Below are 12136 nucleotides of genomic sequence, written 5' to 3' on the forward strand. Positions count from 1 at the left end.
GCCATGGCCGTCAGCATCGCACCGAAGGAAACGACCGACCTCAACCAGATGGAGGACGAGGCCTTCCGCGCCCATGTCCGCTCGTGGATCGAGGCGAACTATCCCACGGACCTCCGCAACCCGCCCAAGCGCCTGCATTGGGAGGAGAACAAGCCCTGGTACTTCATGCTGGCCGAGAAGGGCTGGCTGTGCCCGGGCTGGCCGCGGCAGTTCGGCGGGCTGGGCCTCGCACCCGCCAAGCAGATCATCTTCACTGAGGAAGTGGAGCGCCACGGCTGCGCGCGCACCAACGACCACGGCATCGTCATGGTCGGCCCACTGCTGATCAACCACGGCACGGATGAACAGCAGGCGCATTTCCTGCCGAAGATCCTCAATGGCGAGCATGTGTGGTGCCAGGGGTATTCCGAACCCAATGCCGGCTCGGACCTCGCCGCGCTGCGCACGGAAGCGGTGCTGGATGGCGATCACTACGTCGTCAACGGCCAGAAGATCTGGACCACGCTCGCGTCCGACGCCAACTGGTGCTTCCTGCTGGTGCGCACGGACAAGAACGCGAAGAAGCAGGAGGGGATTTCGTTCCTGCTGGTCGACATGGCGACGCCGGGGATCACGGTGAAGCCGATCATCAACCTCGAATACCATGACGAATTCTGCGAGGTGTTCTTCGACAATGTCCGCGTGCCCGCGAAGAACCTGGTGGGCACGCCGAACCGCGGCTGGGACATGGCGAAGGCGCTGCTGTCCTTCGAGCGCATCTATCTCGGGTCACCGCGCCTGTCGGCCTACGCCTTCACACGGTTGCGGCAATTGGCCGAACGCATGGGGGTCTGGGAGGACGCAGCCTTCCAGGACACTTATGGGCGCCTGCGCCTTGATCTCGAAGACCTGAAGTCGCTGTACGGCACCTTCGTGGACAAGCTGCGGCGGGGCGAGACGCTCGGTGCGGATGTATCCATGCTGAAGGTGTTCCAGACGGAACTGTTCCAGCGCATCACCGACACGATGCTGGAGATCGCCGGCGAGAATGCCGGGCTGCTGGAACCGATGGAAGGCAACCGCAACCTCAACCCGACTGGGCAGTACATCCAGGCGCGGCCGGCCACGATCTATGGTGGGTCGAATGAGATCCAGCGCAACATCCTGTCGAAGAACGTGCTGGGGCTGCCGGGCTGAAGGAGCTGGAGCATGATTGGTTCACATTCGTTCACCGATCACGCTCCAGCCTATTGTTTGATCGCGTGATTCAGAGCTCCGGTGCATTCGCACCTGCGGCCATCACGCTGTAGGGCCCAGGTCGATACGGCGCCTCAGAGCCGCTGCGCCGTGTCCTGCCCACCGGGGCTGAGCAAGCAAGTGCGGCAGAACGAGCAATGAAAGGTCGTAAGCGCCGGCATGACCTTTCGGACGTCGTGGATGACGTCTTTGATCGTAACGCCGCATAGATTGTCCCAACGGTTCCTGATCGTAACGAGCGAAGCGACATCGTCGAATGTGTGGCCGATGTATTCCTTCTGCCACTTCCGGTCGGTTCGTTCGAGGAAAGCCTTCGCGCGCTCATAGGTAATGCGAAATTCCTCGTCGGCCTCATTCTTGAAAGTGTGGGCGTCCCAAGCTTTCTGCAGCAGGTAGTCGTGGCAGTCCTCGCCACCGGTGATTTCCTCGATAGGCTTGAAGGCCTTCGTTGCCAATTTGAGCCCCTGCAGGCCCTCATCCATCAAGGCATTCCCGTGCGACGCGTAGAATTTCAGTGTCACGCCCTCGGGAACCTTGAAGGATCGATTTTCGAAATAGTATCCGCCATGGGCGTCGATGGCGCAGGTCGTGGTGTCGGTCTGGGACCGGAAAAGATAGAGATCGCGGCCGATCTTCTCGGCACCGTCCGGCGTGCTCATCGGAGAGCCCTACACAGTTTTGTGAGTGGCGACCGTATCCAGCTTGTCTTCGGAAGGCACGGTAATTTTCAGGCATTATGCCCACCGGAATGCCTCCGCGCACCGCGGCGAGCCCTCCCTGTGGATCGAAGCCGTGCGTGGTTGGAGGCTCTCATCAGCAGCCCGCAAGCAGGAACAGCAACGATGAGGCTCGATTTCCCGCCGCGCGATTGACAGGGCCTTCCGGCAAGCGTGGATGGCTGCATGGCTCTGCCCTTCGAATCCACCGTGGATCCGGTCGCGCCGCCGGGTGCGACCGCCAGCCGGCTGTCCGGCACTCCCGTCCCGGACAGCCCGCCTCCCGCCGGGCTGATTGCCTTCTACTGGTACTTCATCCGCCAGGCGAAGGCGCTGTTCGTGCTGCTGTTCGTGCTCGGCATGGCGGTCGCGATCCTCGATGCGCTGATCCCGATCTTCATCGGCAGCGTGATCGGCATGCTGACGATCCACGGCCCTGACCGGCTGCTGGCGGAGACCTGGCCGCAACTGGCCGCCATGGCCGCCGTGCTGCTGGTCGCCCGCCCGCTGACCATCACGGCGCAGAACCTGGTCGCCCAGCAGGGCATCAGCGCCAACGTCACCAGCATGATCCGCTGGCAGTCCCACTTCCATGTCGTTCGCCAGGGCTGGGCCTTCTTCCAGGAGGATTTCGCCGGCCGCATCGCCACCCGCGTCATGCAGGCCGGCCCTGCGGTGCGCGAAAGCGTGGTCCAGGGCGTGACGGCCGTCTGGTACATCCTCGTCTATGGCAGCACGGCGGTGATCTGGCTGGCCCAGGCCGATGTCAGGCTGGCGCTGCCCGTGCTGGTCTGGTTCGCCGCCTACATCATCCTGCTGCGTTTCCTGGTACCGCGCATGCGGGACCGGTCGAAGGCGGCGTCGGCGGCGCGCTCGCTGCTGACGGGACGGATCGTCGACAGCTACACCAACATCCTGACCGTGAAGCTGTTCGCGCGCGCCGAGGATGAGGACAGCTTCGTGCGCGACGGCATCGCGCAGCTGACAGCCGCCTTCCAGCGCCAGATGCGGCTGGTGACGCTGAACGGGCTGGTGCTGTCCACGCTGAACGCGCTGCTGCTGACCGCGCTCGGCATCGTCTCGATCTGGCTGTGGCAGAAAGGCGAGATCGGCCTCGGCACCGTCGCCGCGGCACTGCCGATGGGCTGGCAGATCGCTAATATCTCCGGCTGGGTCGCCTTCAACGTCACCGGCATCTTCGAGAATGTGGGCGTGGTGCAGGAAGCCTCGGGAAGCATCGCGGTGCCGCCCACCGCACCCGATCCGGTCGATGCGAAGCCCCTGGTCGTCACCCGCGGGGAGATCCGCTTCGAGGACGTGCATTTCGGCTACGGCCAGGAACGTGGCGTGCTGAACGGCTTCGACCTGGCGATCGCGCCCGGGGAACGCGTCGGCCTGGTTGGCCATTCCGGCGCGGGCAAGACGACAGCGATGAACCTGCTGCTGCGCTTCTTCAGCCCCGAGGCCGGGCGCATCCTGATCGACGGGCAGGATATCGAGACGGTCACGCAGGAATCGCTGCGCGGCGCGGTCGGCGTCGTCACGCAGGACACGGCGCTGCTGCACCGGTCGATCCGCGACAACATCCGCTATGGCCGGCCCTCCGCGAGCCAGGAGGAGATCATCGCCGCTGCGCGTCGTGCCGCCGCGCATGACTTCGTCGAACAACTCGCCGATTGGCGCGGCCGCACGGGGTATGAGGCGCATGTCGGTGAACGCGGCGTGAAGCTGTCGGGCGGCCAGCGCCAGCGCATCGCCATCGCCCGCGTGCTGCTGAAGGACGCGCCGATACTGGTGCTGGATGAGGCGACCTCCGCGCTCGATTCCGAAGTGGAAGCCGTCATTCAGGAACAGTTGGTGGGCTTGATGGAGGGCAAGACGGTAATCGCCATTGCGCATCGTCTGTCCACATTGGCCAGCATGGACCGCCTGGTGGTGCTGGAACATGGCCGCGTGGTGGAACAGGGTTCGCACGCCGCGCTGCTGGACCGTGGCGGCACCTATGCCTCGCTGTGGAAACGCCAATCCGGCGGTTTTCTATAGATTTCCGCGGGTCCAGGGAGGCCGTAGCCTCCCTGGCGGGGGTGCTCGAGGGGGCGGCTGCCCCCTCGATCCGCATTGACCGTTCTCGGAGTGCGCGAAAGCATGCGCGATCGCATTTCGTGGACCCTGCCCCCATGACCGATTTCTGGCGCCTTCCCGCCACCGACCTCGCCCACCGCATCCGTGCGAAGCAGGTTTCCGCTACCGAGGTCGCGCGCGATGCGCTGGCGCGGCTGGATGCGGCGAACCCGAGGATCAATGCCGTGGTGGACCACCGGCCGGAGGATGTCCTGGCCCAGGCCGCCGCGATCGACGCGACGATTGCGCGTGGCGGGGATGCGGGGCCGCTCGGCGGCGTGCCGGTGACGATCAAGGTCAATGCGGACCAGCAGGGCTACGCGACCACCAACGGGCTGCGGTTGCAGAAGGACCTGGTGGCGAAGGCGGACAGTCCGGTTGTCGCCAATCTGCGCCGTGCCGGGGCGGTGATCCTGGGTCGGACCAACACGCCGGCGTTCTCGCTGCGCTGGTTCACGCGCAATTCCCTGCATGGGCATACGAAGAACCCGCGCGATCCGTCGATCACGCCGGGCGGGTCATCCGGCGGGGCGGCGGCGGCCGTCGCGGCGGGGATCGGGGCGATCGGGCATGGCACGGATATCGGCGGGTCGATCCGCTACCCCGCCTATGCCTGCGGCGTGCATGGGTTGCGGCCGACGCTGGGGCGCATCCCAGCCTGGAACCAGACCGGGGCAGAACGGCATGCCGGCGGGCAGTTGATGGCCGTGTCGGGACCAATTGCGCGAACGATCGGGGATCTGCGCCTGGCCTTCGCCGCCATGGCGGCACGCGATGTCCGCGACCCCTGGTGGGTGGATGCGCCGCTGGAAGGTGCGCCAGTGCCGAAGCGCGCCGCACTCTGCCTGAATCCGGATGGCATGGCGGTGCAGCCGGCGGTGACCGCGGCGCTGCGCGATGCGGCGAAGCGCCTGGAGGCCGCCGGCTGGACCATCGAGGAAGCCGACACGCCGCCGCTGCGCGAACCGGCGGCCTTGCAGGCCATGCTGTGGCTGGCGGAATCCCGCCGCGGCATGAACGCCGCGCTGCACCAGGAAGCCGACCCGGATGCGAGCTTCGTCTTCGCGCAGATGGAGGCGCTTTGCCCGCAGCCCGACCTTAACGCCTTCATGGATGGGCTGCAGAAGCGCGCGACCTTCGTGCGGGAATGGATGGAATTCTTCGAGCGCTTCCCCGTCGCCATCACGCCGGTGTCGGGTGAATTGCCCTTCCGCGACCAGGAGGATGTCGAAAGCCCCGAGGCCTTCCGCCGCATCATGGACGCGCAGTTGACGCAGGTCGGCCTGCCGCTGATGGGGTTGCCGGGGCTTACCGTGACGACCGGGCTGGTCGGCACCGTGCCGGTCGGCGTGCAACTGCTGGCCGGGCGGTATCGGGAGGACGTGCTGCTGCAGGCTGGCGCGGTGATCGAGGCTGCCGGCGTGCCGGCCTCGCCTGTCGATCCTCGCTGAACGCCGCCCGCGCGTTCAGTCCCGCCGCCCCGGCGGCGATCCATTCCAGCAACCCTGGCGCGGCGGCGGCGACTTCCACCCCGGCGGTGACTGCGGCGGCCAGCCCGGCTGCTGCCAGGCGTCCGGCGCCGTCTGCTGCCACAGCGCCATGTCCGGCGTGACCAGCGGGTCCGGACCGAAGCGGTTGAAGCCGCGGGTGCCGCGCAGGACATTGATCTCGATGAAAACCCACAGGCTGAGGACGCCCACGCCTGCCGCCGCGCCGATCAAGGCGGCCGCGACGATCGGGTCATGCAGGCGTCCGCGCTGATCCACCTGCCACGTCAGGAGAACAAGGGAGCCCAGCAACAGGGTCTGGGCGCCGATCCACCAACCCGAGCGGTTGCGGTCGTGCATCCGCTTGATGGCCCCGACCAGCATGGGCCAGATCGACAGCAGCGATAACAGGGCCGACAGGACCAGAAGGCCCTGCTGGCCCACCGAACGGCTCATGCCCGGTGCCGCCATCCCGACGGAGGTGCTGTAGGCGGCGCCCACCACGGCGCTGACTGCAATCATCGGCAGCAGATAGGCCAACCACCAGCTTTGCCGGCCGATCCGCCCCCGGAAGCTGAGCCACGCGCCGATGGTCATCGCCGGTCGCCATCAGGCAGGCCAGCGGTGCCTGCGGCCTGCCTGGCCCAGGCGGCGTCACATGCGACGCTGCCGGGATGGTTCCGCGGCATCGGCGCTTCGATGCCTCGCCATGTCAGTCGCGACGCACCGGCGGTACGCTGCCGCCCGGCCCGGGTCCGCCCCATTGCCCTGGCGGCTGCGGCGGCTGGCCGTAGCCGGGTGGCGGTTGCTGGCCATAGCCCGGTGGCGGCCCGCCGGGGTTCTGCGGCGGCGGGTAGCCCTGCGGCGGCGCCTGCCAGCCCTGCTGGGGCGGGGGCTGCCAACCCTGCTGCGGCGGCGGTTGCCATTGCGGCGGCTGTTGCCACTGGCCGGGCTGCTGCCACTGCTGGGGCGGCCCCTGCTGCTGCCATTGCTGCGGCGGCATGCCCGGCTGCTGCCATTGCGGCGCCCCGCCCAGCGGATCCGGCCCGAAGCGGTTGGTGCCCATCGTGCCGCGCAGGAAGCCGGTTTCAACGAAGGCCCAGATGACGCCGATGAAGGGGATGAAGTTGACCAGCACGAACCAGCCGGATTTGTCGCGATCGTGCCAGCGCTTCACCTGGCCCGCCAGGCTGATCCAGACCAGCGGGATCAGCGACAGCAGGCCGAAGACGCCGACGCCGCGCGTCTCGAACCCATAGCCATCGACCGGCGCGGCATCCTCGAGCGTGATGAAGCCGAAGCCGATGTCGAGCACGGTCGACAGCACCGAGATGCCGATCATCGGCAGCACATAGCCGAGCCACCAGGTCTTCCGCCCGATGCGCCCCTGGAAGCCGAACCACTGCCCGATCGTCATCCGCCCGATCCTTCCCGCCGAATCACTTCACAGCACCACGGCGACACGGCGCCGCGCAAGCCACCGCCATCTTGCCCGCGCAACGTCCCTTGCATACCGTCGCGGGGTCGACAAATGGGCGGGCCTGCCGGCGCGCACCACGAACCGGGAGAGTGTGCCACGATGTTCCGCCGCCTGCTGCCTGCCATCCTGGCCCTGATGGGCGCCGCGGCCGTTTCGGCCTGCGCGCCCCAGACCGTGTATGTGCCGACGCCCGTCGGGGTGCCACAGGTTCCCGTCGGTCCGGGCTGCGATACGCGCTTCCAGGTTGTGAACAATTCCTCCCGTCCGATCTATTCGCTGCAATACAGCCACGCCAGCCGCAATGATTGGGGCCCCGACCAACTCGGCCAGAGCATGATCCCGGTGAACGGCGTGTGGAATGCGCAGGCGGCCAATGCGGGCCTCTATGATTTCCGCATCACCTGGAATGGCGGCGGCGCCGCCGAGTTGCGCCAGATCAACATCTGCCGCGCCAGCCGCATCGTCGTCACCAATCGTGGGCTCTACGCGCAGTAACCCGCTCGCCGCAGCGCCGGCCGCGCGATAGGCTCCCCGGCGTCACCGACGTCGGGGAGTTTTCGTATCATGGCCGAGGACCGCCTGGGCATCCTGGAACAGCGCCGCATCGAGGCCGCCTTCGCCAAGGGGGTCTATGAGGAGATGAAGGCCGAACTCGGCGAGGTGCAGGCCAAGGCCATCCTGTCACGCGCCGTGGTCAAGCTGGCCAAGTCCACCGCCGCCGAGATGGCCAAGGAGGGACCCGGCGGGCAGCCGAGTCTCGAACATTTCATCGCCCTGCAACCGCTGTGGACCAAGGGCGATGCGCTGCGCATCGAGACGCTGCGCAAGGACGCCACGCAGTACGACTTCAACGTCACCCGCTGCCGCTATGCCGAGATGTACAAGGAGATGGGCATCGCCGAGCTTGGCGCCGTGCTGTCCTGCAACCGCGACGGCGCCTTCTGCGAGGGCTACGACCCGCGGCTGAAACTCGAACGCACGCAGACCATCATGGGCGGCGCGACCCATTGCGACTTCCGCTACCGCATGGAGGAGTGAGCGCATGGCGGCCTATGTCGCCACCAGCGCCGAGGCCTATGACCGCAGCATGGGTCGCTGGAGCGCGCGCCTCGCCGAGGTGATGCTCGATGCGCTGGCGCTGCCGAGCGGCGCCGCCGTGCTGGATGCCGGCTGTGGCACCGGGTCCCTGTCCGCCGCCATCGCGGCGCGCGACGCGACGGCGCGCATTACCGGCGTCGATCTCAGCGAAACCTTCGTCGCCGCCGCGCAGGCGCGGGTGCCGGGCGGCCGCTTCAGCACGGGGGATGTGACGCGGCTCGACCTGCCGGATGCCGCGTTCGACGCCGCGCTGTCGCTGCTGGTGCTGCAATTCGTCCCCGACCGCGCCGCCGCCCTCGCCGAGATGGCACGCGTCGTGAAGCCCAGTGGCCTGGTCGCCACGGCGATGTGGGATTTCACCGGCGGCTTTTCGTTCCTGCGCGCCTTCGCCGACACGGTCGCCGCGACGGAACCGGATGGCGAGGCCTTTCGCGCCCGCTACTGGTCCGATCCGGTGGGTTCGCCCGGCCGGCTGTCGGCACTGCTGCGCGATGCCGGGATGCGCGACGTCGTCGAGCGCGACCTGGTCATCCGCCAGGACTTCACGGATTTCGCCGATTGGTGGGACCCTTGGGCGAGCGGCGGGCAGGGCATCGCCGGCGCCTTCGTCGCCACCCTGCCGCCCGACCGCCTGCCGCGTGTCGAGGCGCTGGCACGCCGCGCCTACCTCGCCGGCGGGCCGGACGGGCCGCGATCCTTCGTCGCCGTCGCACGCCTCGCCACCGGCCACCGCCGCGCGTGACGCAGCCGCGCGGCTGCGCGATAACGCCGCCACGAACCGGAGGAACACCCATGAACCGCCTGACGCGCCGCGCCGCGCTGACCCTGCCCGCCCTGTTCCCGATCGCCGCACGGGCCCAGGACTGGCGCCCCGGCCAGACCAGCCGCATCGTCGTGCCAGCCGCCCCGGGCGGCACCACCGACATCATGGCGCGGCTGCTCGGGCAGTTCCTCCAGACCCGCTGGGGCACGCCGGTGGTGGTGGAAAACCGCTCCGGCGCCGGTGGCGTCATCGGCACCATGGAAGTCGTCCGCGCCGCCGCCGATGGCCGCACCATGCTGATGGGCAATATCGGCCCGCAGGCGATCGGCTATGCGCTGTTCCGCAACCTGCAATACCGGCCCGACAGCCTGGCCGCCGTGTCCAACGTCATCCGCGGGCCGAACGTGCTGGTGGTGCATCCTTCGGTGCCGGCGCGCTCCGTCCCGGAATTCGTCGATTGGCTGAAGCGGGAAAATGGGCGCGCCACCTATGGCACTTCGGGCATGGGGCAGTCGCCGCATCTGTCCGCCGTGTGGTTCAACCAGCTGGCCGGCACCCAGGCGGAGGCGGTGCATTTCCGCGGTGCCGGGCCGCTGCTGATCGACCTGCTGGGCGGCAATGTGCAGTTCGCCTTCGATAACCTGACATCCTCGATGGACCACATCCGTGGTGGGCGCCTGCGCGCGCTGGGCGTGACCAGCGCCGAGCGCAGCGCCGAACTGCCCGACCTGCCCGCAATCCGCGAGACCATGCCGGCGCTCGCCCCATACGACGTGTCCACCTGGTTCGGGCTGTTCATGCCGGCTGGCGCGCCGGCGGATGCCATCCGTGGCGTGAATGCGGAGATCCAGGCGCTGCTCGCCCAGCCCGACACGCGCGCACGCTTCGCCCAGATGGGCGGCGTGCCGGCCCCCGGCTCGCCTGAGGATTTCGCGACCTTCGTGCGCAGCGAGATCGAGAAGTGGGGCGGGGTGATCCGTCGCGAAGGTTTGCAGATGGATGCGACCTGAGGCCGGGAGGGGCGGGTTCTTCAGGTGCGCCAGGATGGGCTGAAGGTTGGAGGGGCGCTGTCCCTCCAAGCCACCCCGCCAAAGGCCCAGGGCCTTTGGAAACCGATTCCGGGTCCAGGGCGGAACTGACAGAAGCGGTACCCGGATAGTTATCCCCGCCCCAGCGGACCTTGGCTGATCCGTTTGGCGGCGGGATCACTGTCCGGATTCTGTCATGCGCCCGGCCCGCCTTTCCCCGTGGCGGCGGCGGTATTGGCCAGGCACCAAGTCGAGATTTCCAAAGGCCTTAGGCCTTTGGTGGGGGAGGTCCGGAGGGGGCAAAGCCCTCTCCGGTTCTACCTTCCTACCTCGAACCAGCCAGGCCGCTTCCGCGCCGACGTCGTCAGCCCTTCGGCATCGGATAGTCAGCCGCGTTCAGCACCCAGCCCGGCTTCAGCGAGAAGTCCATCCGCGGGGGGCAGAAGATGTCCACCATCTGCCCGGCTTCCTCGGCGCGGGAGGTATGGGTCGAGGGCGGCGGGATCACCGTCACCGACGGCCCCTTGCAGTATTCGTGGTCGTCCTCCCGCCAGGCCGTCATGTCCGTGGTCCAGGGCCAGCGGATGTGGTGGGTGTAGGCACCATCGAGTACGAGGGAGCATTGCTCGAAATCATCGTGGTGATGCGGCGACATCTTGGTCTTGTCGCGGGGACCGGCGGCGGGGTCGAGGTAGTTCACCATGAAGGTGGTGCTGCGCCAGATCTTGCCGAAGCGCCCGGGTTCCTTGGGCACGTCCAGGCTGTAGGTGCGGATGCGGAAGCCATCCGGTGGCGTCGGCCAGTCCTGCAGCGGCGGGATGCGCGGATCGAGTTCGGCAAAGGCAGCGGCATTACTGCACAGCGCGGCGAGATCGGCCGAGCGCGGCGTGAACAGCCGGGTGAGGCGGCCCTTCGCCGTGGCGGTGATGCTGCTCGCACCCGGCGGGATGAAGGCGAGCGAATAGCCGCCGAGCGGCTTCTCCTCCGTCCCCGCGCGGATGGTCACAGCCATCGGGGCATCGGGCAGCAGCAGCGCGTATTCGTCCGGCTGGGCGCTGCGCGACAGCACGGCGCCGGCCTCCACCTCGGAATAGGCGATGATGAAGTTCTGCCCGCGCGCGTACCAGGTGCGGATGCCGGGCGATTCCTCATCGGGCTTCGTCTCGTAGAAGCGGGCGTATTGCGCCGCCGTGAATCGGCCGGTGACCGCCTTCGAGGCGGTGACGAGGCTGGCCCGCGGGTCCGAGGCGTCATAGGCCATGGAGCATTCCTCTCGCTGTGCGTTCCGTTCTTCGGAACGCTGTTCCATAAGGCTGCCGCGCACCTCATGCCACGTCAAGCGGACTGCGCGGCGCGTGGCCGAGCCGGGCGGAGATCCGCGCCGCCGCCAGGCAGACGCGGCGGATCTGAGCCTCGGAGGGCTCGGCCTCGATGAACTGAATCGAGCCGAGCAGCGCGATCGCGCCCACCATATGCCCACCGCCCTCGAAGATCGGCGCGGCGAGGGCGTTCACGCCGACCAGGCTTTCGCCGGGTGCCACCGCCCAGCCGCGGCTGCGCACGCGGTCGAGTTCCTCGCGCAGCGCGCTGGGGCTGGTGATGGTGCGCGGCGTGCGCATGTCGAGGCGCGAATTCAGCACGCGGTCGCGCAGCACCGGATCACCGAAGGCCAGCACCAGCTTGCCCTGCGCGGTCGGGTGCATGGCCATGATGGAGCCGGGCTTCACGCCGATCTCGATCGGTTCGGGCCCTGGAAGCGTGGCGAGCACGACGGCGCCGGCGGCCTCCGCACGGCTCAGCACCACGGTCTGGCCCAGCGCGTCGCGCAGCGCATACATCTCGTCGCGCGCGATCGCCGTCAGGTCGAAATTCTCGGCGACGGCGCGGCCGAGCGTCACCAACCGGCTGCCGATCCGATACTTCTCCGATTCCGGCGACTGCAGGATGTAGCCACTTTCGACCAGGGTCCGCAGGTGCCGGTGGATGCGACTTTTCGTCGTGTCGAGCGCGCGGGCCAGATCGGTGACGCCGACACCGCCGCGCTGCGCCGCGAGAAATTCCAGGATGCGGAACGCCATGGCGACGGCTTGCAACCCCTCGCCCTGCGACGGGCCGTTGATGCGCGGCATGGCGAGGCTCCCTCAGCGGTCACATCACGCTTGACACTGCCTGGGGCGTGTCGGATGTTCTGATTGTAAATATCATGT

General features: G+C 67.9%; 12 protein-coding genes. 7 read left to right on the top strand and 5 right to left on the bottom strand.

Features of this window, described 5'->3' with window-relative positions; all coding sequences use genetic code 11:
- The first annotated feature begins 3 nt into the window (after positions 1-3).
- On the top strand, positions 4-1176 hold the full coding sequence (locus AAFN86_RS11820; protein ID WP_347543525.1) for an acyl-CoA dehydrogenase family protein: 1173 nt from the start codon (positions 4-6) through the stop codon (positions 1174-1176).
- A 134-nt stretch (positions 1177-1310) separates the two neighbouring features.
- Here the strand turns inward: AAFN86_RS11820 and AAFN86_RS11825 are convergent, their stop codons facing one another.
- Complete coding sequence (locus AAFN86_RS11825; protein WP_347543526.1) at positions 1311-1895, bottom strand: putative adhesin; 585 nt, start codon at positions 1893-1895, stop codon at positions 1311-1313.
- Between the two features lie 243 nt (positions 1896-2138).
- On the opposite strand from AAFN86_RS11825, the gene AAFN86_RS11830 reads away from it, so the two are divergent.
- Together AAFN86_RS11830 and AAFN86_RS11835 are read left to right on the top strand one after the other, a co-directional pair.
- The gene (locus AAFN86_RS11830; RefSeq protein WP_347543527.1) at positions 2139-3995 is read left to right on the top strand and encodes an ABC transporter ATP-binding protein; all 1857 of its coding nucleotides are present in this window, start codon (positions 2139-2141) and stop codon (positions 3993-3995) included.
- Positions 3996-4129: 134 nt separating this feature from the next.
- Positions 4130-5524 carry an amidase family protein gene (locus AAFN86_RS11835; RefSeq protein WP_347543528.1) on the top strand — a complete coding sequence of 465 codons (1395 nt, stop codon included), beginning with the start codon at positions 4130-4132 and terminating at the stop codon, positions 5522-5524.
- A 15-nt stretch (positions 5525-5539) separates the two neighbouring features.
- Here the strand turns inward: AAFN86_RS11835 and AAFN86_RS11840 are convergent, their stop codons facing one another.
- Positions 5540-6157 (bottom strand): DUF805 domain-containing protein, encoded by a 618-nt coding sequence (locus AAFN86_RS11840; protein ID WP_347543529.1) that lies wholly within the window; start codon positions 6155-6157, stop codon positions 5540-5542.
- 115 nt (positions 6158-6272) lie between these two features.
- Complete coding sequence (locus AAFN86_RS11845; RefSeq protein ID WP_347543530.1) at positions 6273-6977, bottom strand: DUF805 domain-containing protein; 705 nt, start codon at positions 6975-6977, stop codon at positions 6273-6275.
- A 162-nt stretch (positions 6978-7139) separates the two neighbouring features.
- Between AAFN86_RS11845 and AAFN86_RS11850 the strand changes: the two genes are divergently transcribed.
- The 4 genes from AAFN86_RS11850 to AAFN86_RS11865 all read left to right on the top strand — a co-directional run bounded on the left by AAFN86_RS11850 (position 7140) and on the right by AAFN86_RS11865 (position 9911).
- The gene (locus AAFN86_RS11850) at positions 7140-7535 is read left to right on the top strand and encodes a hypothetical protein (RefSeq protein WP_347543531.1); all 396 of its coding nucleotides are present in this window, start codon (positions 7140-7142) and stop codon (positions 7533-7535) included.
- A gap of 69 nt (positions 7536-7604) precedes the next feature.
- A complete protein-coding gene (locus AAFN86_RS11855; RefSeq protein WP_347543532.1) occupies positions 7605-8078 on the top strand; it encodes an L-2-amino-thiazoline-4-carboxylic acid hydrolase in 474 nt (157 codons plus the stop codon).
- A gap of 4 nt (positions 8079-8082) precedes the next feature.
- Positions 8083-8880, top strand: a complete 798-nt coding sequence (locus tag AAFN86_RS11860; RefSeq protein ID WP_347543533.1) for a methyltransferase domain-containing protein — start codon at positions 8083-8085, stop codon at positions 8878-8880.
- Positions 8881-8930: 50 nt separating this feature from the next.
- On the top strand, positions 8931-9911 hold the full coding sequence (locus tag AAFN86_RS11865; protein WP_347543534.1) for a tripartite tricarboxylate transporter substrate binding protein: 981 nt from the start codon (positions 8931-8933) through the stop codon (positions 9909-9911).
- A gap of 382 nt (positions 9912-10293) precedes the next feature.
- Here AAFN86_RS11865 and AAFN86_RS11870 read toward each other — a convergent pair whose 3' ends face one another.
- Together AAFN86_RS11870 and AAFN86_RS11875 are read right to left on the bottom strand one after the other, a co-directional pair.
- Positions 10294-11190: a hypothetical protein gene (locus AAFN86_RS11870; RefSeq protein WP_347543535.1), complete on the bottom strand. Its 897-nt coding sequence runs from the start codon at positions 11188-11190 to the stop codon at positions 10294-10296.
- A 64-nt stretch (positions 11191-11254) separates the two neighbouring features.
- Positions 11255-12058, bottom strand: a complete 804-nt coding sequence (locus AAFN86_RS11875) for an IclR family transcriptional regulator (protein WP_347543536.1) — start codon at positions 12056-12058, stop codon at positions 11255-11257.
- Positions 12059-12136: the final 78 nt, after the last annotated feature.

This window comes from Roseomonas sp. CAU 1739, assembly GCF_039839775.1.
Lineage (GTDB): Bacteria > Pseudomonadota > Alphaproteobacteria > Acetobacterales > Acetobacteraceae > Neoroseomonas.

Coding starts and splice junctions, on each gene's coding strand:
- AAFN86_RS11820 (WP_347543525.1), top strand. CDS start 4: ATGGCCGTCAGCATCGCACCGAAGGAAACGACCGACCTCAACCAGATG.
- AAFN86_RS11825 (WP_347543526.1), bottom strand. CDS start 1,895: ATGAGCACGCCGGACGGTGCCGAGAAGATCGGCCGCGATCTCTATCTT.
- AAFN86_RS11830 (WP_347543527.1), top strand. CDS start 2,139: ATGGCTCTGCCCTTCGAATCCACCGTGGATCCGGTCGCGCCGCCGGGT.
- AAFN86_RS11835 (WP_347543528.1), top strand. CDS start 4,130: ATGACCGATTTCTGGCGCCTTCCCGCCACCGACCTCGCCCACCGCATC.
- AAFN86_RS11840 (WP_347543529.1), bottom strand. CDS start 6,157: ATGACCATCGGCGCGTGGCTCAGCTTCCGGGGGCGGATCGGCCGGCAA.
- AAFN86_RS11845 (WP_347543530.1), bottom strand. CDS start 6,977: ATGACGATCGGGCAGTGGTTCGGCTTCCAGGGGCGCATCGGGCGGAAG.
- AAFN86_RS11850 (WP_347543531.1), top strand. CDS start 7,140: ATGTTCCGCCGCCTGCTGCCTGCCATCCTGGCCCTGATGGGCGCCGCG.
- AAFN86_RS11855 (WP_347543532.1), top strand. CDS start 7,605: ATGGCCGAGGACCGCCTGGGCATCCTGGAACAGCGCCGCATCGAGGCC.
- AAFN86_RS11860 (WP_347543533.1), top strand. CDS start 8,083: ATGGCGGCCTATGTCGCCACCAGCGCCGAGGCCTATGACCGCAGCATG.
- AAFN86_RS11865 (WP_347543534.1), top strand. CDS start 8,931: ATGAACCGCCTGACGCGCCGCGCCGCGCTGACCCTGCCCGCCCTGTTC.
- AAFN86_RS11870 (WP_347543535.1), bottom strand. CDS start 11,190: ATGGCCTATGACGCCTCGGACCCGCGGGCCAGCCTCGTCACCGCCTCG.
- AAFN86_RS11875 (WP_347543536.1), bottom strand. CDS start 12,058: ATGCCGCGCATCAACGGCCCGTCGCAGGGCGAGGGGTTGCAAGCCGTC.